Origin of the sequence: Flavobacterium enshiense (genome assembly GCF_022836875.1) — a bacterium.
In the GTDB taxonomy this organism is placed as follows: Bacteria; Bacteroidota; Bacteroidia; order Flavobacteriales; family Flavobacteriaceae; genus Flavobacterium; species Flavobacterium enshiense_A.
Map to the genome: position 1 here is coordinate 962,815 of NZ_CP090376.1, position 21,469 is coordinate 984,283.

The window sequence follows — 21,469 nt, forward strand, 5'->3', positions numbered from 1 at the left end:
TAGTAAAAAATAAGTTACATTTTAACGTTTGATTCAAAAAAGCACATTATTCCTTATAAAAAACGCGTTTCACACGGTGCGAAATACTGGTCAGGATTTCATACGGAATCGTGCCCACTACTTCGGCCAACTCGGTTACTCGGGGCGATTTTCCGAAGACAATTGCCGTGTCGCCTTCCCTGCAGTCGATGTCGGTAACATCAATCATCAACATGTCCATGCAAATGTTACCCACGATTCTGGCTTTTTGGCGATTGACTATAACATAACCTTTTTCATTACCCCAGCTTCTCGGAATTCCATCTGCATAACCAATAGGGATTGTAGCGGTTCGGGTAGGTTTCGTAGCCATGAATTTCCTGCTGTATCCAACACTTTCTCCTACGGCAACATCTTTTATCTGAAGAATAATGGTCTTTAGTGTGCCGATATTTTCTAAGTGTTTCATTTCTTCCGAATCGTTGCCAACCCCATACAATCCAATGCCCAAGCGTACCATGTCAAATTGATATTCAGAAAAATTATAAATTCCGGAAGTGTTCAAAATATGACGAATTGGGCTTATGCTTAATTCCGACATTATTTTTTGTGACATTGAATCAAATGTGCGTATTTGAAACAAGGTGAAATCTTTATACTGTAAATCATCACTTGCTGAAAAATGCGAAAAAATGCTTTTGACTAAAACGAAGTTGTTGTTTTTCAACAAGCCAACGAGTTCGTCCAAATCTTTTTCCTCAAAACCCAAACGGTGCATTCCGGTATCCAGTTTTAAATGAATCGGATAATTGGAAAGGTTTTTTTGTTGGGCCAAAAGGATAAACTTCTTTAAAACGGAAACCGAATAAATTTCCGGTTCCAGATTATAAGCAACCATGGCGGCAAAGGCACTGTTTTCAGGGTTCATTACGATGATTGGCATGGTGATTCCCGAGTTGCGGAGAGCAATTCCTTCATCGGCGAAAGCCACACCTAAATAGTCAACCTTGTGATGTGCCAGTAATTTTGCGATTTCAAAACTGCCGCTGCCATAGCCAAACGCCTTGACCATGACCATCATTTTAGTGGTGGGTTTCAGTTTTGATTTATAGAAATTCAGGTTGTGACTGATGGCGTTGAGATTGATTTCCAAAACGGTCTCGTGTGTTTTTTCTTCGAGCACCACGACGATTTCTTCAAACTGAAAACTGCGGGCTCCCTTAATCAGGATTGTTTCGTTTGCAAAATGCGAACTGTTGAACTGCAACAGGAAATCCTGAGTTGTGGCAAATGAAATGAAATTCGGATAGTCTTTTAAGTGCGATCCGATGCCTTCGCCAATTCCTATTACGGTGTCAATTTTATTGTGAGTCAATAATTTGGAAACTTTTGCATAGAGTTCTTCCACGGGGAATCCGCTTTGGAAAATATCCGAAAGTATGACCGTTTTCTTTTTATGTGTTTTGTGTTGTTCCAGAAAATCCAATGCGATTTTCAGTGACTGGTAATCGGAACTGTAACTGTCATCGATAATTGTACAGTTGTTGATGCCGTTTTTTACCTGCAGACGCATTTCCACCGGATACAGAAGGGCGATGCGTTCCTGTATCGTTTTTTGATCATAGCCGAAGTGAAGCAATGTCATCAGACAGGTAATCGCGTTTTCTTCGGATGCTTTGTCGTGAAACGGAATTTCGACAAGGAATTGCTCTCCTTTCCAAAGGATTTCCAAATTGGAATTTCCTTTTTCTGAAATCAAAACATCGGCAGAAGTGTCAGTATAACTCCAGGAAAATGTTTTAACGGAAGGAGGTAATAGTGCTTCGTTTTTTTTGTTTTTTTGGAGGATTACAACTTCGGTATGCTGAAATAATTTTAGTTTTTCGGTGATTTTTTCCTCTTCCGAAGCAAAACCTTCGTTGTGTGCCGAGCCTATATTGGTTAGAACCCCAAGGGTGGGCTGAATTATCTTCTCCAGTTTTTCCATCTCGCCAATCATTGAAATCCCAGCTTCGAAAATACCAAGGTTGTGACGCTCGTTAATCCCGATAACGGAAAGCGGTACACCCACCTGTGAGTTATAACTTTTCGGGCTTCGGATAACGTTGTATTCGGGACTCAACAGGAAATTCAGCCATTCTTTTACGATGGTCTTTCCGTTGCTTCCTGTTATCCCTATAATGGGGAATTGGAATTGTTTTCGGTAATATGTTGCAAATTGCTGTAGTGCCACCAGTGTGTTTTCCACCACAAGGAAATTGGCTCTGGAGGTCAACTTTTCAGGAACATGGTCCACAACAAAATATTGAACACCGGCCTCGATAAGCTCCGGGATGTATTGGTGGCCATCATGATTTTGTCCCACCAATGCAAAAAATAGGGTAGCGTTGTTGTTTTGCAGCGAACGGCTGTCTATGGAAACATTGTCAATCAGGCAGGTTTCGTCAACCCCTAACCATTTGGCGTGAATGACCGGGATGATATTGTGAAGTGATAAACTCAAAATTTATTCTTGCGTTTTTGTTGTATCGGTATAGACTGTTTCATTTTCCTGCGCTTCTTTCATCGCGTTGAAATAAGCAGCTCGGCTCAGGGGTTCGTATTCATCGGTTTCGCCTAACAATAACAGGTTGTTGTTGTGTGCTTTTCTGAAACTGAAGTGAGCCAGGTTTCCAGTACGGGTACATACAGCGTGTACTTTGGTCACGTATTCGGCAGTGGCCATAAGGGCAGGCATAGGGCCAAACGGGTTGCCTTTGAAATCCATGTCTAAACCTGCTACGATAACCCGAACTCCGGAATTGGCCAAATCATTACAGACCGTAACGATCTCATCATCAAAAAACTGGGCTTCATCAATACCAATCACATCGCAACCATCGGCAAGAAGGCGGATGTTGGTAGCGGCCGGAACAGGTGTAGAGCGGATTTCCGTGGCATCATGAGAAACCACCATTTCATCGTGATAACGGGTGTCTATCGTTGGCTTGAAAATTTCAACCCTCTGCTTGGCAAATTGTGCTCTTTTCAAACGACGGATTAGTTCTTCGGTTTTGCCGGAAAACATTGAACCGCAGATGACTTCGATCCATCCGAATTGTTCTTTGTGATTTACTGTATTTTCGAGAAACATTTTGTAATTTTCAGACGTAACAGAGAAATTTCTGTTTAGATTTGTAACTCAAACAAACTAACGGAATTTTTCTATTTTTATATTGTTTCAAATGTAGAAAAAATTATCAAAGGTTCTTTCTTTCCTTGGTAAAATAAAAGCGTCAGGAAAAATAGTGAAACCATTGCTTTGCCCCATATAAATTCAAAACGTTATGAAGAAAAAATTAGAAGCTGAATTAATCAGTATCGCACACCGAATTTTAAAGATGAAAAACAGGGACGATGTGGTTCAGCTGCATCAGGAAGCCCAGAAATTATATGAGAATTTGTCCATTCTTCGTTTTTATGAAGAAAACATTGAAGCATTGAAACCGGGACTGTCTCAGGAAGCGTTGGAAGAAAAAATGGAAAAGGCTAATGAGAAAAAGGCCGAAGTTGCGCCGGAAGTAAAAGCTGCAGTTGCCGAAACGGTAAGCAGCAGTATTGTTGCTGAAGCTCCGGTTGAAGTTGCAGCCGAAGAAGAAAATGCAGAAGCTCCAATTGTAGAGCAAAAAGCAGAAGAAATTGAAACTCCGGCTGAAACAGAGAAAGAAGAGGAAAAAATAGTAGTAGGGGAAATAGCGATTGAAGAAGAAGATGAAATTGAAGAGGAAACCATAGTTGCAGAAGAACCTGAGACGCTTTTTTTTGAACCAGTTTCGGAAGAAGTAAAAGAGGAGAAAAAAGCAGAACCCAAGCAAATTTCGTTAGAGGACCTGTTGGGAAATACCTATGCGGAGCCTGATTTCGTTAAAGTAAACGATGTTCCGAAAGAAATGGAAAAAGCAACCGAAACTATTTTTGAGAAAGTGGTTGAGGTAAAAGAAGCACCTGTTAAGGATAAAGTTGTGGTTGAAGAACCATTAAGCCACAGACCATTAGAGAGCATTAAAAAAGAAATCGAAGCCGAAAAAGCCGAATACCGCGCTTTATCGCTTAACGATAAATTCAACAAAACGATTACGCTTACTTTAAACGACCGTATCGCTTTTGAAAAAAATCTTTTTGGCGGAAGCGGCGAAGATTTAAATCGTGTATTATCTCAGTTGAATACCTTTAATACGCTGGAAGAAGCAAAAAGTTTTATAGATGATTTGGTAAAACCGGATTATAACGACTGGAAAGGGAAAGACGAATACAGTGAGCGTTTCATGGAACTGGTAGAGAAAAAATTTGCCTAAATGGGAAAATTGTATTTAGTACCAACGCCCATTGGGAATCTGGATGATATGACTTTCAGAGCTATTAAGGTTTTGAAGGAAGTCGATTTAATTTTGGCCGAAGACACGCGCAACAGCGGAAAACTGCTCAAACATTTCGAGATTGCCACGCATATGCAGAGCCATCACATGCATAACGAGCACAAAACGGTGGAAAACATCGTGAAGCGTTTGCAAACAGGAGAAAACATCGCCTTAATTTCCGATGCGGGGACACCGGCCATTTCCGATCCCGGATTTTTGCTGACAAGAGCCTGCGTTGAAAACGGTGTTGAGGTGGAATGCCTTCCCGGAGCCACGGCTTTTGTGCCGGCTTTGGTGAACAGCGGTTTGCCGAACGATAAATTCGTTTTCGAAGGTTTTCTTCCCGATAAAAAAGGCCGTCAAACTCGTTATTTGGCTTTAGCCGAAGAAACCCGCACGATGATTCTCTATGTATCTCCTCATAAACTGGTGAAGACGTTGGCCGAGTTTGTTCAGTATTTTGGTGGTGACAGACCGGTTTCCGTATCAAGGGAATTGTCGAAATTACATGAAGAAACCGTGCGCGGGACTGCGGAAGAAGTTCTGAAGCACTTTGAAGCCAAACCGCCTAAAGGTGAAATCGTGGTGGTTGTAGGCGGTAAAACAAACAAGTAATTTTATTTCAACTTTTATAAATACAATGGATACGCATAAAGTGATAACTTCCTGGAAAGGAAAAATGAAATTTGAATCAGACAACCCAAGCGGCGATATTATTGCCATTGATGCCGGACCGGACAGTGGAGGTGATGGATGTGGACTTCGACCAAAAGCTATGATGTTATCGGCTTTGGCGGGCTGTACCGGATTGGATGTAGCTTCACTTATAGAAAAGATGAAACTGGAAGTGGAAGATTTCCGAATTGATACAGAAGGCGATCTAACGGAAGAACATCCGAAAACCTACCATACCGTTCGCGTGAATTATCATTTTTACGGAAAAAATCTTGATGAAAAGAAACTGGAAAGAGCTGTAAATCTATCCGTAGAAAAATATTGCGGTGTGATGGTGATGTTCCGCCAGTTTGCTAAAGTTGACATAAATATAGAATATCACAATAGTTAAATTATGAATGTAGCTGAATTATTGGAAAAGGTTTCGAATCATGCCGTTTTGCCTTTTTCAGAGGTTATCGAAATCATTGACGGACATTATGACTTTAGTCCTTCGGGTTTTAAAAATGGAGAAATGTTTAATGAAGAAGGAGTTAATAACGGCTCATGCAAAGTGTATTCCTTTGCAAAAATGCATGAACTGAAAGAAAACGAAACGTTGTATCTATTCGGAGAGCATTATCAAAAAGTTTTAGAAACTCCAGAAGAAACAGATCATCAGAATATCAGAAATTTTATGAAATTCGGATGGGGTGGAATCGTTTTCGAAAAAACGGCCCTGACTGCGAAGTAATAGGATTTTTTTTAAATTATATACGCCGAAATAACTCATTGTCAATTGAAAATCGTAATCCATTATGCGTTGGAAATTAAGATCTAAGCCCAATCAGGAAAAAGTACAAGCCTTACAAAATGCACTTCAGGTAGATGAAATTATTGCTACCTTGCTTGTTCAACGGGGAATCGAAACTTTTGAACAAGCGAAATCTTTTTTCCGCCCCACTTTAGCGGATTTACATGATCCATACCTCATGAAGGATATGGACAAGGCGGTGGAACGCATCGAGCGTGCCATTGCCAATGAAGAAAATATACTGGTTTTCGGGGATTATGATGTAGACGGAACCACAGCGGTTTCCCTTATGTCCTCTTATCTGCGCAGTTTTTATCCGAATGTGGCGACCTATATTCCGGATCGTTACAAAGAAGGTTACGGTGTGTCTTACCAAGGCATCGATTTTGCCGAAGACAACGGATTTTCTATTATTATCGCATTAGACTGCGGTATTAAATCCATCGATCATATAGCTTATGCAAAAGCGAAAAATATAGATTTCGTAATCTGTGATCACCACCGTCCGGGAGATGTTTTACCCGATGCTGTTGCTGTTTTGGATCCGAAGCGAATCGATTGTTCATATCCGTATGATGAATTGTGTGGCTGTGGAGTAGGGTTCAAGCTGATTCAGGCATTGGCTCAAAACAGAAACCAAACGGTTGAGGATTTGGTTCCTTATCTTGATTTGGTGGCTACTGCCATTGCTGCGGATATTGTTCCTATTACAGGAGAAAACCGTGTTTTGGCGAAATTCGGGTTGGATGTGATTAATTCGAATCCGCGTCCGGGAATCAAAGCGCTGATTCAGAATTTAAAACGAAGCGTGCTTACGATAACCGATGTGGTTTTTGTCATTGCCCCGCGTATCAATGCCGCAGGACGCATCAAACACGGAAATTATGCTGTGGAATTACTAACGGAATTCGATTTGGAACAAGCCGAAGAATTTGCATCCCAAATAGAATCGTTAAACACCGACCGCAAAGATTTAGACAAACAGATCACGGTAGAAGCGCTTCAGCAAATTATCGATAATGAGGAACAAAATCGTTTCACCACTGTTGTGTATCAGGAAGACTGGCACAAAGGCGTTATCGGGATTGTGGCTTCGCGTTTAACGGAAACCTATTACCGACCGACTCTTGTTTTCACCAAAAGCGGAGATAAACTGGCGGCTTCGGCTCGTTCAGTGAAGGATTTTGATGTGTACAATGCGCTTGAAGCGTGCTCAGAGCACCTGGAGCAATTCGGCGGACATATGTATGCAGCCGGAATGACGCTTAAGGAAGAGAATTACGAAAAATTCAAAGATGCTTTTGAAAGGGTGGTTTCAGACACTATTCATCCCGATTTGTTAACACCCGAAATTTCAATCGATGCCGAGATAGGGTTGTCGGATATCAATCCCAAATTCATGCGTATCCTAAAGCAATTTGAGCCTTTCGGACCACAAAACATGACGCCGGTCTTTTTAGCGAAAGGTTTGCAAGACACCGGTTATGGAAAGAAAATAGGCTCAGGCGAAGAACATCTGAAATTGTATGTCAAACAAAATAATACGGATAGTTTTGGCGCTATCGGCTTCGGTTTGGCTGCTAAAAAAGAAATAAGCGACAATAAAAACTTGTTTGATGCCGTATTTTCGGTAGAAGAAAATGAATGGAACGGTACTGTTTCCTTACAATTACGACTTCGCGATATTCAATAATATTTATTTAGAATCATTTTAAATAATTTATATATTTGTTCAAAATCGAGTACGATGGAACAGATAGAACAATTATATCACAATGATTTTGGTGTGGCTTTTTATTGGATTAGAAACGATAAGGTTTTGAGAGAGAAAGTGCAATTGGTTTTTAAAGAAACCGGTTTTTATCTCTCGTTTTCCGAATTGATGAGGTTTTCAGCCAATATTGAAACAACCTGTATAAATATCAAATGTTCCGACTGTAAACTTCGGGAGCATTGTCACAAATTTCTGTTGGAGACCCCTTTTCCCGGTTTGGAATTAGCGGTTTCCGAAAGCGAAGCGATACAGCTTAAGGATTTGGTTTCAGGTACTTTGTTTCAGGTTGAGTTGGATAATTATCTGAATAATTTATGTAAAAATTAATATAGTTTTCTGGAAGATATCAGACTTATTTGCGTCATTAAAAGGTTTGGCAATAATGGTTTGTCTTAAGTTTTTGATTTAAAAATAGATTGCTACGAGATTAATAGCGATGAGAAAATAAAAAAAGGCTGCCCATTTTGAGCAGCCTTCTATATTCTGAAAATTTTATATTAGAACAAATCCATCAATGATGAAGGGAATAAACCAATAGCGATATTCAATCCCATAGCTGCTACTGCTACGAAATAGAATTCTAAAGGTACTTTTGTTGTTTCTTCGCTGGCTTCTTTGGTGTACATAGCGCTGATTACTCTGAAATAGTAGTACACTGCCAACATCGAGTTGATAACTCCGGCAATCACTAGGACTAACCAGCCTGCCTGTAAGGTTTGATTCAGGATGAAGAATTTTGCGAAGAATCCGGAGAAAATTGGGATACCTGCCATGGATAATAAGGACGTGGTAAGTATCATCGCCAATAGGGGACTTCTTTTTCCTAATCCGTTGAAGTTTTCAATGTCTTCGTTGTCTTTTCCTTTACAAGCATATATAATTACCGTGAAAGCCGCAACACCAGCCAAGCCATACGCTACGGTGTAGTAGAACAAACTTCCGGCTGCGTTTTGTAAATTCAACAAGGCCATTACCATGAAACCTGCATGGGAAATACCCGAGAAGGCCAACATTCTTTTGACATTGTTCTGACGTAATGCCATAATGTTACCAACGGTCATCGAGGCGATAGAAACAATTACGATTACTAGTTCGTACGCAAATTTCATATTACCGTTCATGGCCATATTCAGTTTGAAGAATGCTGCCATAGCAGTAACTTTTGCCAATGTACTCATAGTAGCCGTTGTTAATGTCGGTGCGCCTTCGTAAACATCCGGAGCCCAGAAATGGAACGGAACTGTCGCAATTTTAAACAACATTCCCACAGTAATCATGGAAACACCAATGTAAAACCAATCTACCGTTGTTGCTGAATTTGATGCCTGATTAATCATTTCCATATCAAATGAACCTACAGCACCATAAACCAATGCAATTCCGAAAAGAATAATTCCCGAAGCGAAAGATCCCATAAGGAAGTACTTCATACCGGATTCATTACTTTTCATGTTCAAACGGTCACTTCCCGCCAAAATATACAATGAGATGGAAAGGACTTCGATTCCAAGGAAGAACATCGCTAAGTTTCCGAAAGTAACCATGGAAATTGCCCCGGTTAACAAAAACAGTTTGATGGAAACAAAATCAGAAATTTTAGAGGCTTGATTCTCATAAAAATTCTGGCTCAACATTACCAGGAATATGGTCAACACAATAAATAAACTTGAAAAAGTCACCGAAAAGTTGTCTACTGCAATCATGTTGTTGTAGTAGCTTCCGGTTGTTCCAAATTCAGTCACAGTCATACCTAAAATGGCCAGTAAACCTACAATGGTTACAGGAACAATGGCTTTTCTTAAGTTAAAAATTTCAGCTAGAAGGACAATAACGCCTAAAACTGCAATTGCTATTAAAGTATTCATTCTTTTGACTAAATTTATTTAATGTGTACTAAAATCTCCTTGATACTCGGTGCAATCAGTTCGATGATTGGTTTCGGGAACAATCCGAAGAACAATAAGAAACCGATGATTACAACCATTACGATACCTTCAGACAGCGTAACATCCGCGAAAGTTTTTGCATTGGTTTCACCTAACATTGCGTGTTGGAACATTCTCAGCATATAGAAAGCTCCTAATATGATTGTGGTTCCTCCCAAAGCAGCTAACCAAATATTTTTGGTAAACAAACTGTACAATACGGTAAACTCACCTATGAAGTTAAAGGTTCCCGGTAAGGCTACGGAAGCCAATACCAAGATCATGAACATCGATGAGAATTTTGGTGTTTGCTGACGGATACCGCCCATATCACTGATTATTCTTGTCTCGTAACGTCTGTAGATGATTTCGGCTGCAAAGAACAAACCAACAATTACGAAACCGTGTGCGATCATTTGCAGAATAGCACCACGTAAACCATCAACTGTTAGCGTATAACAACCTGCAGCGATAAGGCCAACGTGAGCCAATGAGGAGTACGCCAATAATCTTTTTAAATCTTTTTGTTTTAGAGCTACGATAGAACCGTAAATTACTCCTGCGATACTTAAACCAATTATAGTGTATTGTAATTCTTTTGCCGCATTAGGAGCAATAGGCAATTGCCAACGGATTACTGAATACAATCCCATTTTCAGCATGATACCTGATAAAAGCATGGTTCCTACAGTAGGTGCTTTTTGGTATACGTTTGCCTGCCAAGTGTGGAAAGGAATAAGCGGAATTTTGATTGCATAGGCCAAGAAGAACGCCAGGAAAATCCAAAATTCTTCTTTAGACGTTAATTCCAAAGCATATAATTTATCCAATTGGAAACTTCCTGCTTTCTGGTACATATAGATGAAGGCAGCCAACATGAATAATGAACCTACAAAAGTATAAATGAAGAATTTGATTACCGCTTTTTTACGTTCCGCAATCTCATCATTACCCCAAATCAAGGCGATGAAATAGATCGGAACTAATGACAACTCCCAGAAGATGTAGTATAAGAATCCGTCTGATGCCAGGAAAGTTCCCGCCATCGCGAATGCCATGAACATCACTAAAGCGTAGAAATTTTTTGGATTGCTGAAGTTGTTTCCGAAAGAAGACAGAATGATAAGCGGTATTAAAGCCGTGTTTAAAAGGATCATAGCTATTGCCAGTCCGTCGACTTTAAGGGAAAATAAAACGTTAGGGTTTTTCATCCAAACTGCGGAAAAACCACAGTCGATACCCTGATTAAATTGATTTAAAATAACAAGAGAAGCACCTAAAGCCGCCACACTGAAAAACAAGGCTACTTTGGAAGCCAACGCATTTCCGGAGAAATAGGTCGCTAAGGCTCCGATTAATAATAGAATTAGTACTATAGTTACGTCCATTATATGTATTGATTATCGTAAGAAGAATAAATAAAACACTATCGAACACAGTCCGAATACGAAGGCAAACAGATAGAAACCGATATTTCCGTTTTGCAGTTTTTTACCTTGTAAGGACAATCCTTCCGCAACATTTCCGAAACCGAAAACAAAATTGGAAAGACCTGTTTCAATATAATCACGGGAAAACTTCGCAATAGCATAGATTGGTTTCACAAAGATTCGCATATAACTTTCGTCTACATGGTATTTTTGGTATACAACATTGGCAAAACCGGTGATTTGATCGTCTTCGGCAGGAATTTCTCCTTTTTTAATGTATTTGGAATAAGCGATTCCGATACCTATCAGAGCACCTACTACAGCAAGACCCATTAGCATATATGCCGTGTTATCTAAATGATGTTCTGCATGTGCTTTGTGAGCGAAAACCGGCTGAAGGAAGTTGTTTAACCAACTGTTGCCCGGTATACTTAAAGCACCACCTACAGCAGAAAGTATTCCCAATACAATCAATGGGAAAGTGATTAAAGTCGGACTTTCATGTAAGTGATGTTTTTGTTCTTCGGTTCCTCTGAATTCTTTGAAGAAGGTCAGGTATAACAAACGGAACATATAGAACGCAGTCATGATAGAAGCAATAGATGCAAGTACCCAAAGCACTTTATCCTTATGGAATGCGACCATTAAGATTTCGTCTTTAGAGAAGAAACCGGCAAACGGAGGGATACCTGAAATAGCTAAAGTTGCTATTAGGAAGGTCATATATGTAATTGTCATTACCGATTTCAAACCTCCTATTCTTCTCATGTCCTGTTCGCCGTGTAATGCGTGGATAACAGAACCGGAACCTAGGAATAAACACGCTTTAAAGAAGGCGTGAGTTACAACGTGGAATACTGCAACTTCATAAGCTCCAAGTCCTAAGGCCAGGAACATCAATCCTAATTGCGAAACTGTTGAATACGCCAGTACTTTTTTGATGTCATTTTGCATAAGACCTATAGAAGCTGCCAATACAGAAGTGGCTACACCTACGGTTGCAATAACGGTCTGAACATCCGGTGTTAAATCAAATAAGAAGTTTAAGCGTGTGATCATGAAGATACCCGCTGTTACCATCGTCGCTGCGTGGATCAAAGCCGAAACAGGAGTAGGACCTGCCATCGCATCCGGTAACCATGTGTACAGTGGGATTTGCGCTGACTTACCACAAGCACCTATGAACAAACATAAAGTAGCAATGCCAAGCCACGCTAAATTCGCATTAGCTTCACCGGCAAGAACAGCTTGTTTTATGGTCATGAAATCCAATGTGTTGAAGATATATCCGATGATGAAGATTCCCACCAGGAAACCTAAATCCCCTATACGGTTCATGATGAACGCTTTCTTAGCAGCATCATTATAATCTTGGTTTTTATACCAGAATCCGATTAACAGATATGAACATAATCCAACGCCTTCCCATCCGATGAACATGATCAGTAAGTTACTTCCGACAACCAATGTAATCATGAAGAAGATGAACAGGTTCAGGTAAGAAAAGAATTTGTGGATGTTTTCGTCATCATGCATGTAGCTGATGGAGTAGATGTGAATCAACGAACCGATTCCAGTTACAAACATCAACCATAGCAACGATAGCTGGTCTAATAAGATATCGAAGTTAACATTGAAAGTATCTAATGTAAACCATTCGAATAAATGAACGGTAATCGGTTGTTTGCTTGCGCTTACCTGTAAGAAGAAAACGGTTGTCACTACGAAAGAAACAATCACTGCTAAACTTCCTAAGTATCCTGAAGCGTTTTTGCCAAGCTGTTTTCCTAAAAATATATTAGTTAGAAACCCAACGAACGGGGCCAATAATAAGAGTAAAACTAATCCTGTCTCCATTAGGGGTTATCCTTTTAAGTTTTTTAAATTGTCAATATCAATCGATCCGTGATTTCTGAAGATGGAAACCAAAATCGCTAAACCTACGGCAACTTCCGCAGCGGCTACCGCCATTGAGAAAAATACGAAAACCTGGCCCGAAGCATCCTGGTGGAAGGTAGAAAAGGCTACCAGCATCAGGTTAACTGCGTTCAGCATGATTTCGATCGACATGAACATGATGATGGCGTTTCTTCGCAATAAAATTCCGAATACTCCGATACTGAACAATAAAGCCGATAAATATAAGTAGGTCTCTACTCCAATTTCCTTTAAAATTGTTTCCATATAATATTATGCTTCTGTTTGTTTGTCTTTTTTCGAAATTAATACTGCTCCAATCATCGCTACCAATAATAACACGGAAGCAAATTCAAACGGCACCATGTACTCGTTTAACAATACCTGACCCAATACTTTGATAGATTGGAAGTCTTCGCCTGATTGGAAATAACTTTCCACTACCGGTTTTGTTCTTAGTAATCCGGCTAATAAAACGATACCTACCAAGCAGAAGGCTATGGTGGCGGCGATTTTAGAAGCGGTGGATTTATGGGACTCATCTTCCTTATTGAGGTTCATCAACATGATGGTGAACAACATCAAGATCATGATCGCACCTGAATAGACGATAATATGAACGATTGCCAAAAACTGAGCGTTTAACAGCAAATAGTGTCCTGCAATCGAAAAGAAACAAACTACCAATGAAATGGCGCTATGAATAGGGTTTCTGCTCAGGATTGTAAAAAAAGCAGTTCCCAAGGTGATGGTTGCTAAGATGTAAAATAGAATCTGTCCCATGATTAACTTGCCTTGTTTTTACTGTTACGCAATGCCATTTCCAAAGGCATTACCAATCTGTCTTTACCGTAAATGAAGTCCTCACGTTTGCTCGCTGAAGCTACCATTACTTTGGTTTCGGTTAAGTAAATAGCGTCTTTCGGACAAGCTTCTTCACATAACCCGCAGAAAATACAACGCAACATGTTGATCTCGTAGATTTCTGCATATTTTTCTTCGCGGTACAAATGTTCTTCTCCCGGTTTTCTTTCGGCTGCTTTCATGGTGATAGCTTCCGCCGGACAGGCAACAGCGCAAAGTCCGCATGCTGTACAGTTTTCTCTTCCCTGGTCATCGCGTTTCAGCATGTGCTGTCCACGATAAACCGGACTCAATTCGCGTTTTTGTTCCGGATATTTAATAGTTACTTTTCGTGTAAACAAGTGACGAATCGTAATAAATAACCCTTTAACTATCGCTACCAAATAAAGGCTTTCCCAAAAAGACATCTTTTTGTTGGAAACCTCCATTTTTTTTCCTGATAATGAAATTGTATCTAGTGACATTTCTTATAAAAATTTATCGGCTAGTAAAATTACTATTCCGGTGATAACTATATTGGCAATGGCAATTGGAATCAGCATTTTCCATCCTAAATTCATCAATTGGTCATAACGGAATCTTGGGATCGTCCATCTAACCCACATATAGAAGAAGATGAAGAAGCAGATTTTGGCAAATAAAACCGCTATTCCGATAGTGTTTCCAATGTTAACACCCCAATTTTCAATCACCCATTGCATTCCCGGATAATTGTAAGCTCCGAAATAAAGGATAGCTAAAATGGCAGAGGAGATAAACATGGAAGCATACTCAGCGAACAAATAGAATCCCATTTTCATGGAAGAATACTCGGTGTGGTATCCTCCGATAAGTTCCGCCTCACATTCCGCTAAATCGAAAGGGGTTCTGTTGGTTTCTGCAAACGAACATACTAAGAAGATAATGAATCCCACCGGCTGGTAGAATACATTCCAGTTCATTCCGGATTGTTGCGCCGCAATTTCGCGTAAGCTCAACGTTCCGGACATCATAATCAATGCAATAACCGCTAATCCCATGGCAACTTCATATGAAATCATTTGGGAACCGGCGCGCATGGCACTCATTAACGAGAATTTGTTGTTGGAAGCCCAGCCTCCAATCATGATTCCGTAAACTCCTACCGACAATACCCCGAAGATATACAACAAGGCTACGTCGATATCGGTTGCCTGAAGGATAACATCTCTTCCGGCAATATGTAATTTGTCACCCCACGGAATAACCGCACTGGTCATTAAAGCCACACTCATTGAGATGGCAGGGCCGGCAAGGAATAAAATTTTATTTCGGGTTTCCGGGATGAATTCTTCTTTAGAGAATAATTTTAAACCATCGGCAAGTGGCTGAAATAAACCAAGAGGTCCTGCTCTGTTCGGACCGATACGATCCTGAAGCCAAGCGGCCACTTTACGTTCTGCCCATGTGGAATACATCGCCATAATCATTGTGATGGCAAAAATCGCTACAATGAAAATTCCTTTTTCTATGATAACTACACTATCCATTTCTTATGATTTAGAATTATCGTTAGTATTATTTAAAGGAACTTTTACCATACTGATTTTTTTCTGGTCCTCTTTACGGCCAAGTAAGATTTGGTCTTCCGTTTTGATTTCCACTTTTGGTGCGTTCAGAGCGTATTTGTTTCTGTTGATAACCGAGAATTTCTCGAATTTACGAGGGCCTTCAATTACCCAGTCTTTCACGTCTTTTTTGTCGAAACGGCAGGTGTTGCAAATGAAGTCTTCCACTTCGTGGTATTCATCTTTACGTGCGGTTACACGTTGGATTTCATCACCAAACATCCAAACGGTTGTTTTTCCGCAGCATTTGTCGCAGTTTCTGTGTGCGTTGTATGGTTTGTTGAACCAAACTCTCGATTTGAATCGGAATGTCTTATCGGTTAAAGCACCTACCGGACAAACGTCAATCATATTTCCGGAGAATTCGTTGTCGATCGCATTGGTAATGTACGTTGAAATCTGAGCGTGATCACCTCGGTTCATTACCCCGTGAACACGTCCGTCACACAGCTGATCTGCCAACTGAACACAGCGCTGACACAAAATACAACGGTTCATATGTAACTGAATTTTATCACCGATATCTTCCGGTTCAAAAGTTCTTTTTTCTTCGATGAAACGCGTTTGCGATTTTCCGTGCTGGAAACTCAGGTTTTGTAAATCACACTCTCCAGCCTGATCACAAACCGGGCAATCCAATGGGTGGTTGATCAATAAAAATTCGGTAACCGATTTTCTTGCTTCTTCCACTCTTGGCGATGCGGAACTGTTAACTTCCATACCGTCCATACATCCTGTAACACATGATGCCACTAATTTTGGCATAGGTCTTGGGTCGGCTTCGCTTCCTTTGGAAACTTCCACCAAACAGCAACGGCATTTTCCGCCACTGCCTTTCAGTTTAGAGTAGTAACACATCGCTGGCGGCACTAGGTCACCTCCAATCATTCTTGCAGCCTGCAGGATGGTGGTTCCTGGTTCTACGTCTATTTCTTGACCGTCTATAGTAACTTTCATAACTATTTTGTTTGTTGTTGAAGATTTTGGGGCTTCAACACTTATAATAACTTTAAACTAAGTTTCTTACTTTTTCAAAAGGTTCGTTCACAAAGTGATCCCTGTTTTTTATTCTTTCAGGGAAACGAATATGGTATTCGAATTCTTCCCTGAAGTGACGAATAGCAGCAGCTACCGGCCATGAAGCGGCATCACCCAACGGACAGATTGTGTTCCCTTCGATTTTGCTCTGAATGTCCCAAAGTAAATCGATGTCTTCCATTCTTCCGTGCCCGTGCTCGATGCGGTGTAGCACTTTTTCCAACCATCCTGTTCCTTCACGACATGGTGTACATTGGCCGCAAGATTCGTGATGATAGAAACGGGAGAAATTCCAAGTGTTTCTAACGATACAAGTCGTGTCGTTGTAAACGATAAATCCTCCTGAACCTAGCATGGATCCTGTTGCAAAACCACCGTCGCTTAGCGATTCGTATGTCATAAGGCGGTCTTCGCCTGCTGCGGTTTTGTAAATCAGGTTTGCCGGTAAAATTGGCACCGATGAACCTCCCGGTACTAATGCTTTCAATGGTCTGTCATTCATCATTCCGCCTAAATACTCGTCGGAGTTCATGAATTCTTCCACTGACAATCCCAATTCAATTTCGTATACACCAGGATTTTTGATATGGCCTGAAGCTGAAATCAATTTAGTTCCGGTAGAACGTCCTACTCCGATTTTAGCATATTCTTCACCTGAATTCATTACAATCCAAGGCACAGCTGAAATCGATTCAACATTATTTACCACTGTAGGATTGGTCCATAAACCACTAACAGCCGGGAAAGGCGGTTTGATTCTTGGATTTCCTCTTTTTCCTTCCAGTGATTCGATTAAGGCCGTTTCCTCACCGCAGATGTATGCTCCGGCACCACAGTGTACGTGCAGATCAAGGGAGAAATCGGTTCCTAAAATATTTTTTCCTAACCAACCTGCAGCGTATGCTTCTTTGATGGCTCTTTCAAGGATTTTGTAAACCCACATATACTCACCGCGGATGTAGATGTACGACAAATTAGCACCCAGGGCATAACTTGAAGTAATCATTCCTTCGATCAATAAGTGTGGAATGTATTCCATTAAATAACGATCCTTGAACGTTCCCGGCTCGGATTCGTCGGCGTTGCAAACCAAATGTCTTGGTTTACCTGATTTTTTATCAATAAAACTCCATTTCAGTCCCATCGGGAAACCGGCACCACCACGTCCGCGAAGACCTGATGTTTTTACTTCCTCGGTAACTTCATCCGGAGTTAATGTTTTCAATGCTTTTTCCACAGAAGCATAGCCACCGTTAGCGCGATATACTTCATAGGTTTTGATACCCGGAATATTTATCTTGTCTAATAATATCTTTGTTCCCATGGTATTATTTATCGTGTAAAGTTATTTTACCGGCTCTGCAGTCGGTAATGATTTCATCGATTTTGTCTTTCGTAAGGTGTTCTTTGTAGAAGTCACCCAATTGCATCATCGGAGCATAGCCACAAGCACCTAAACATTCCACACCTACTACGGTAAACATTCCGTCAACGGTCGTTTCACCTTCTTTGATGCCAAGTTTCTGACAGGTATAATCCATCATGTCTTCGGCACCGCGAATCATACAGCAGGAAGTTCGGCAGAATTCGAACATGTATTTTCCGATTGGCTTTTGGTTGAACATGGTATAGAAAGTAACCACTTCAAAAACTTCAATAGGCTGTATGTTTAAAATCTCGGCAACTCTTATTTGCAAATCCTGGCTTAACCAGTTGTCATGAGCATCCTGTACTTCATGAAGCACCGGCAATAAAGCCGATTTTCTTTTATCTTCCGGATAGTGGCTGGCCAACTCATTGATGCGTTCCATCAATTCCGGAGTAATGTTTATTTCCTGTTTGTAGGTGTATTTTTCCATAATCATTATGCGTCTAATTCTCCGGCAATTACGTTCAAACTTGAAAGGGTTGCAATTGCGTCGGACAACATCTGGCCTTTAACCATTTCGTTAAAAGCCTGATAGTATATAAAGCAAGGTCTTCTGAAATGTAAACGGTAAGGGGTACGGCTTCCGTCGGTAATTAAGTAGAAACCTAATTCTCCGTTTCCGCCTTCTACCGCGTGGTAAACTTCGGTTAATGGTACCGGAACTTCTCCCATTACAATTTTAAAGTGATAAATCAACGATTCCATTGTAGTGTACACATCTTCTTTTGGAGGAAGGTAGTAATCAGGAACATCAGCATGATAAGGCCCCTCCGGCATTTTTGCCAAAGCCTGTTTGATGATGCTTAAACTTTCCCAAACTTCCTGGTTACGTACACAGAAACGGTCATAAGTATCTCCTGATTTTCCAACCGGAATATTAAAATCGAAATCTTCGTACGAAGAATACGGCTGCATTACACGAACATCATAGTCTATACCGGATGCGCGAAGGTTCGGGCCTGTAAATCCGTAGCTAATGGCTTTTTCCGCTGAAATGGCGCCCACATTAATGGTACGGTCCATGAAGATACGGTTACGCGTTAACAAGTTTTCGAATTGTTCCCAGATAGGAGGGAATTCTTCCATGAATTTATCCAGTTTCGCCCAAGCGGCAGGGCTCCAGTCTCTTTCAAAACCACCGATACGGCCCATGTTGGTTGTCAAACGAGCACCACAAATTTCTTCATAGATTTCGTATATTTTTTCGCGGTACTGGAATACATATAAGAATCCTGTCAGGGCTCCTGTATCTACACCTAAAACCGAGTTACAGATAATGTGATCGGCTATACGAGCCAATTCCATTACGATAACACGCATGTATTGTACGCGTTTCGGTACTTCAATACCCAAGGCTTTTTCCAATGTCATCCACCAGCCCATATTGTTAATCGGAGAAGAACAATAGTTCAGACGATCGGTTAATACGTTGATTTGGTAAAATGGTCTGTTTTCGGCAATTTTTTCGAAAGCTCTATGGATATAGCCAACTGTTCCTTCGCCGTCCACGATACGTTCTCCATCCATTAAAAGAATGTTTTGGAAAATACCGTGAGTAGCAGGGTGAGTAGGTCCTAAATTCAGTATAGAAAGTTCGCTGCCATCCTCATTTCTTCTTTGATTGATGATGTTGGCATAGCGTTTTTCCGGTGGTAATAATAGGTCTGACATTTTTTTAATAGTATTTCAGGGTTCTATTAGCGGTTTTGTGTAGTTCTTCCGAAGAAACGGTCGTCTTTGTCGGTTCTTCCTCCGTCTTCTAAAGGGAATTCTTTTCGCAGCGGGAAAGAAGTCATCTCATCCATGTTTAAAATACGCTTTAATTGCGGATGGCCTTTGAAGATGATTCCGTAAAAATCATAGGTTTCCCTTTCCTGCCAGTTAGCCCCTAAGAATAGGTCGGTTACTGAGTCGATTTCAGGATTTTCTGCGTTCAGGTAACATTTGATTCGGATACGAACATTGTCAATCCAATTGTGCATATGATACACCACGGCAAATTGGCGGTTTACTTCATAGTCAGGGTAGTGAATACCACAAACATCAGTAAGGAAGTTGAAACGTAGCGTTGGGTCTTCTTTAAGATAACGCATTACTTCTACGATGGAATCAGGCGTTACTTCAAAAGTGAAAATATCGTGGATTTGAACGAAATCGGACACTTGTAATCCGAATTTTTCAATTAGTTTATTTTGTATAACCGAGGTTTCTAAGGCCATTTTATTTGATGTTATAAGAACCTAATAAATCGTTGTATTCTTCAGAACTTCTTCTTCTTACGGATTCATTTTTTACAATTTCCTGTAATTTCATGATACCGTCAAGGATTTGTTCTGGTCTTGGAGGACATCCTGGAACGTAAACGTCTACCGGAATTACTTTGTCAATTCCCTGAAGTACGGAATATGTGTCAAAAACACCGCCGGAACAAGCACAGGCACCTACAGCGATAACCCATTTTGGTTCTGACATTTGTTCGTATACTTCACGTAAAATCGGAGCCATTTTTTTGGCAATGGTACCCATAACCAAAAGCATATCGGCCTGACGTGGGGAAAAACTCATACGCTCTGATCCGAAACGCGCTACGTCATAGTGCGATGCCATAGTGGCCATGAATTCAATTCCGCAGCAAGAAGTGGCAAAAGGTAAAGGCCAAAGGGAATTCGCTCTTGCAAGTCCTACCACATCACTTAGTTTGGTAGCAAAAAAACCTTCTCCAGCATATCCTTCCGGAGGGGCTACCGTTGTATATTTTGATGAATCGCTCATTTTAACTATTTTAAATTTTAAATTTTGAATGCTGAGTTAGAGTGTTAATCTGTAATTCAACATTCAATATTTAGATAGGATTGTTATTCCCACTCTAAACCTTTTTTCTTGATAACATAGTAAAAACCGATTACCAAGAGTGTCATGAATATTCCCATTTTAAGCAGTCCTTCAAGACCCATTTCCCTGAAGTTTACTGCCCAAGGGTACATGAATATTACTTCGACATCGAAAAGCACGAAAAGAATAGCAACCAAGAAGTATTTTACCGAGAAAGGAATTCTGGCATTACCTACAGACTCGATACCGCACTCAAAGGTTTTATCCTTGTTCTTAGAATGTCTTTTCGGTCCCAAAAAGCCTGAAATTATGATGGTTGTTACCACAAATCCCACGGCCAAAAGTAATTGCATCGCAATAGGAATGTAATCGATTTGATTTGTATGCATGACTAAATCTCTTTTTTTTGAAAGAATCCACAAATATACATTCCTAAACTTTAAACGCAACGTAATTTTTTAATGATTTTGGCGTTATAATAGCTATAAATGTAAAACATATTTAGACTAATTACAAATAATTAACTTGCTCTTATGCGGATATTTCTGAATTTTCTGAATAAAAAAAACCGCTCCAATTGGAGCGGTTTAACCCTTCATTCGGTAATCAAAAAATAATATAATTAGTTTTCGATAACTGCTACTTCAGCAGCTACTTTACCTTTTCTTCCTTCTTCTTCAACGTAAGATACTCTTGTTCCTTCGCTTAAACCTTCAGCTTGAAGACCTGTTGCGTGAACGAAGATGTCTTTACCTGTTTCGTCGTCTGTAATGAATCCATAACCTTTAGATTCAATAAAGAATTTTACTTTACCTGTTCGCATTCTGTAA

General features: G+C 40.3%; 23 protein-coding genes. 6 read left to right on the top strand and 17 right to left on the bottom strand.

The window, feature by feature from the left end:
• Positions 1-46: 46 nt before the first annotated feature.
• Positions 47-2,482 (bottom strand): bifunctional UDP-N-acetylmuramoyl-tripeptide:D-alanyl-D-alanine ligase/alanine racemase, encoded by a 2,436-nt coding sequence (locus LZF87_RS04305; RefSeq protein ID WP_244342012.1) that lies wholly within the window; start codon positions 2,480-2,482, stop codon positions 47-49.
• Between the two features lie 3 nt (positions 2,483-2,485).
• Positions 2,486-3,112, bottom strand: a complete 627-nt coding sequence (locus tag LZF87_RS04310) for a thymidine kinase (RefSeq protein ID WP_244342013.1) — start codon at positions 3,110-3,112, stop codon at positions 2,486-2,488.
• 193 nt (positions 3,113-3,305) lie between these two features.
• On the opposite strand from LZF87_RS04310, the gene LZF87_RS04315 reads away from it, so the two are divergent.
• From LZF87_RS04315 to LZF87_RS04340, 6 genes are all read left to right on the top strand, one after another.
• Positions 3,306-4,313, top strand: a complete 1,008-nt coding sequence (locus LZF87_RS04315; RefSeq protein WP_244342014.1) for a hypothetical protein — start codon at positions 3,306-3,308, stop codon at positions 4,311-4,313.
• The gene (gene rsmI, locus LZF87_RS04320) at positions 4,314-4,991 is read left to right on the top strand and encodes a 16S rRNA (cytidine(1402)-2'-O)-methyltransferase (RefSeq protein WP_244342015.1); all 678 of its coding nucleotides are present in this window, start codon (positions 4,314-4,316) and stop codon (positions 4,989-4,991) included.
• A gap of 25 nt (positions 4,992-5,016) precedes the next feature.
• The gene (locus tag LZF87_RS04325) at positions 5,017-5,442 is read left to right on the top strand and encodes an OsmC family protein (protein ID WP_244342016.1); all 426 of its coding nucleotides are present in this window, start codon (positions 5,017-5,019) and stop codon (positions 5,440-5,442) included.
• Between the two features lie 3 nt (positions 5,443-5,445).
• Positions 5,446-5,784: a HopJ type III effector protein gene (locus tag LZF87_RS04330; protein ID WP_244342017.1), complete on the top strand. Its 339-nt coding sequence runs from the start codon at positions 5,446-5,448 to the stop codon at positions 5,782-5,784.
• Between the two features lie 64 nt (positions 5,785-5,848).
• Complete coding sequence (gene recJ / locus LZF87_RS04335) at positions 5,849-7,537, top strand: single-stranded-DNA-specific exonuclease RecJ (RefSeq protein WP_244342018.1); 1,689 nt, start codon at positions 5,849-5,851, stop codon at positions 7,535-7,537.
• 54 nt (positions 7,538-7,591) lie between these two features.
• A complete protein-coding gene (locus LZF87_RS04340; protein ID WP_244342019.1) occupies positions 7,592-7,945 on the top strand; it encodes a hypothetical protein in 354 nt (117 codons plus the stop codon).
• A 170-nt stretch (positions 7,946-8,115) separates the two neighbouring features.
• On the opposite strand, the gene LZF87_RS04345 is transcribed toward LZF87_RS04340, so the two are convergent.
• The 15 genes from LZF87_RS04345 to LZF87_RS04415 all read right to left on the bottom strand — a co-directional run bounded on the left by LZF87_RS04345 (position 8,116) and on the right by LZF87_RS04415 (position 21,462).
• Positions 8,116-9,483 (bottom strand): NADH-quinone oxidoreductase subunit N, encoded by a 1,368-nt coding sequence (locus LZF87_RS04345; RefSeq protein ID WP_244342020.1) that lies wholly within the window; start codon positions 9,481-9,483, stop codon positions 8,116-8,118.
• Positions 9,484-9,497: 14 nt separating this feature from the next.
• The gene (locus tag LZF87_RS04350) at positions 9,498-10,931 is read right to left on the bottom strand and encodes a complex I subunit 4 family protein (protein WP_244342021.1); all 1,434 of its coding nucleotides are present in this window, start codon (positions 10,929-10,931) and stop codon (positions 9,498-9,500) included.
• Between the two features lie 12 nt (positions 10,932-10,943).
• A complete protein-coding gene (nuoL, locus tag LZF87_RS04355; protein ID WP_244342022.1) occupies positions 10,944-12,830 on the bottom strand; it encodes an NADH-quinone oxidoreductase subunit L in 1,887 nt (628 codons plus the stop codon).
• Positions 12,831-12,836: 6 nt separating this feature from the next.
• Positions 12,837-13,157, bottom strand: coding sequence for an NADH-quinone oxidoreductase subunit NuoK (gene nuoK, locus LZF87_RS04360; protein ID WP_023569448.1), 321 nt, complete (start codon positions 13,155-13,157; stop codon positions 12,837-12,839).
• Between the two features lie 6 nt (positions 13,158-13,163).
• The gene (locus LZF87_RS04365) at positions 13,164-13,673 is read right to left on the bottom strand and encodes an NADH-quinone oxidoreductase subunit J family protein (RefSeq protein WP_244342023.1); all 510 of its coding nucleotides are present in this window, start codon (positions 13,671-13,673) and stop codon (positions 13,164-13,166) included.
• Between the two features lie 2 nt (positions 13,674-13,675).
• A complete protein-coding gene (nuoI, locus tag LZF87_RS04370) occupies positions 13,676-14,218 on the bottom strand; it encodes an NADH-quinone oxidoreductase subunit NuoI (protein ID WP_023572889.1) in 543 nt (180 codons plus the stop codon).
• Between the two features lie 3 nt (positions 14,219-14,221).
• Positions 14,222-15,262: an NADH-quinone oxidoreductase subunit NuoH gene (gene nuoH, locus LZF87_RS04375; protein ID WP_244342024.1), complete on the bottom strand. Its 1,041-nt coding sequence runs from the start codon at positions 15,260-15,262 to the stop codon at positions 14,222-14,224.
• Positions 15,263-15,265: 3 nt separating this feature from the next.
• A complete protein-coding gene (locus tag LZF87_RS04380) occupies positions 15,266-16,297 on the bottom strand; it encodes a 2Fe-2S iron-sulfur cluster-binding protein (protein WP_244342025.1) in 1,032 nt (343 codons plus the stop codon).
• A 52-nt stretch (positions 16,298-16,349) separates the two neighbouring features.
• Positions 16,350-17,702, bottom strand: coding sequence for an NADH-quinone oxidoreductase subunit NuoF (gene nuoF / locus LZF87_RS04385; RefSeq protein WP_244342026.1), 1,353 nt, complete (start codon positions 17,700-17,702; stop codon positions 16,350-16,352).
• A gap of 4 nt (positions 17,703-17,706) precedes the next feature.
• Entirely contained in the window at positions 17,707-18,237 is a 531-nt protein-coding gene (gene nuoE, locus LZF87_RS04390) for a complex I 24 kDa subunit family protein (RefSeq protein WP_244342027.1), read from the bottom strand.
• 5 nt (positions 18,238-18,242) lie between these two features.
• Entirely contained in the window at positions 18,243-19,478 is a 1,236-nt protein-coding gene (locus LZF87_RS04395) for an NADH-quinone oxidoreductase subunit D (protein WP_244342028.1), read from the bottom strand.
• Positions 19,479-19,504: 26 nt separating this feature from the next.
• A complete protein-coding gene (locus LZF87_RS04400) occupies positions 19,505-20,026 on the bottom strand; it encodes an NADH-quinone oxidoreductase subunit C (RefSeq protein WP_244342029.1) in 522 nt (173 codons plus the stop codon).
• Between the two features lies 1 nt (position 20,027).
• Entirely contained in the window at positions 20,028-20,579 is a 552-nt protein-coding gene (locus LZF87_RS04405; protein WP_244342030.1) for an NADH-quinone oxidoreductase subunit B, read from the bottom strand.
• 83 nt (positions 20,580-20,662) lie between these two features.
• Positions 20,663-21,028, bottom strand: a complete 366-nt coding sequence (locus LZF87_RS04410; protein WP_244342031.1) for an NADH-quinone oxidoreductase subunit A — start codon at positions 21,026-21,028, stop codon at positions 20,663-20,665.
• 233 nt (positions 21,029-21,261) lie between these two features.
• Positions 21,262-21,462: a cold-shock protein gene (locus tag LZF87_RS04415; RefSeq protein ID WP_244342032.1), complete on the bottom strand. Its 201-nt coding sequence runs from the start codon at positions 21,460-21,462 to the stop codon at positions 21,262-21,264.
• Positions 21,463-21,469: the final 7 nt, after the last annotated feature.

Bases quoted from the DNA above. Each gene is read 5' to 3' on its own strand.
- LZF87_RS04310 (WP_244342013.1), bottom strand. From the start codon at position 3,112: ATGTTTCTCGAAAATACAGTAAATCACAAAGAACAATTCGGATGGATC.
- LZF87_RS04315 (WP_244342014.1), top strand. From the start codon at position 3,306: ATGAAGAAAAAATTAGAAGCTGAATTAATCAGTATCGCACACCGAATT.
- rsmI (WP_244342015.1), top strand. From the start codon at position 4,314: ATGGGAAAATTGTATTTAGTACCAACGCCCATTGGGAATCTGGATGAT.
- LZF87_RS04325 (WP_244342016.1), top strand. From the start codon at position 5,017: ATGGATACGCATAAAGTGATAACTTCCTGGAAAGGAAAAATGAAATTT.
- LZF87_RS04330 (WP_244342017.1), top strand. From the start codon at position 5,446: ATGAATGTAGCTGAATTATTGGAAAAGGTTTCGAATCATGCCGTTTTG.
- recJ (WP_244342018.1), top strand. From the start codon at position 5,849: ATGCGTTGGAAATTAAGATCTAAGCCCAATCAGGAAAAAGTACAAGCC.
- LZF87_RS04340 (WP_244342019.1), top strand. From the start codon at position 7,592: ATGGAACAGATAGAACAATTATATCACAATGATTTTGGTGTGGCTTTT.
- LZF87_RS04345 (WP_244342020.1), bottom strand. From the start codon at position 9,483: ATGAATACTTTAATAGCAATTGCAGTTTTAGGCGTTATTGTCCTTCTA.
- LZF87_RS04350 (WP_244342021.1), bottom strand. From the start codon at position 10,931: ATGGACGTAACTATAGTACTAATTCTATTATTAATCGGAGCCTTAGCG.
- nuoL (WP_244342022.1), bottom strand. From the start codon at position 12,830: ATGGAGACAGGATTAGTTTTACTCTTATTATTGGCCCCGTTCGTTGGG.
- nuoK (WP_023569448.1), bottom strand. From the start codon at position 13,157: ATGGAAACAATTTTAAAGGAAATTGGAGTAGAGACCTACTTATATTTA.
- LZF87_RS04365 (WP_244342023.1), bottom strand. From the start codon at position 13,673: ATGGGACAGATTCTATTTTACATCTTAGCAACCATCACCTTGGGAACT.
- nuoI (WP_023572889.1), bottom strand. From the start codon at position 14,218: ATGTCACTAGATACAATTTCATTATCAGGAAAAAAAATGGAGGTTTCC.
- nuoH (WP_244342024.1), bottom strand. From the start codon at position 15,262: ATGGATAGTGTAGTTATCATAGAAAAAGGAATTTTCATTGTAGCGATT.
- LZF87_RS04380 (WP_244342025.1), bottom strand. From the start codon at position 16,297: ATGAAAGTTACTATAGACGGTCAAGAAATAGACGTAGAACCAGGAACC.
- nuoF (WP_244342026.1), bottom strand. From the start codon at position 17,702: ATGGGAACAAAGATATTATTAGACAAGATAAATATTCCGGGTATCAAA.
- nuoE (WP_244342027.1), bottom strand. From the start codon at position 18,237: ATGGAAAAATACACCTACAAACAGGAAATAAACATTACTCCGGAATTG.
- LZF87_RS04395 (WP_244342028.1), bottom strand. From the start codon at position 19,478: ATGTCAGACCTATTATTACCACCGGAAAAACGCTATGCCAACATCATC.
- LZF87_RS04400 (WP_244342029.1), bottom strand. From the start codon at position 20,026: ATGGCCTTAGAAACCTCGGTTATACAAAATAAACTAATTGAAAAATTC.
- LZF87_RS04405 (WP_244342030.1), bottom strand. From the start codon at position 20,579: ATGAGCGATTCATCAAAATATACAACGGTAGCCCCTCCGGAAGGATAT.
- LZF87_RS04410 (WP_244342031.1), bottom strand. From the start codon at position 21,028: ATGCATACAAATCAAATCGATTACATTCCTATTGCGATGCAATTACTT.
- LZF87_RS04415 (WP_244342032.1), bottom strand. From the start codon at position 21,462: ATGCGAACAGGTAAAGTAAAATTCTTTATTGAATCTAAAGGTTATGGA.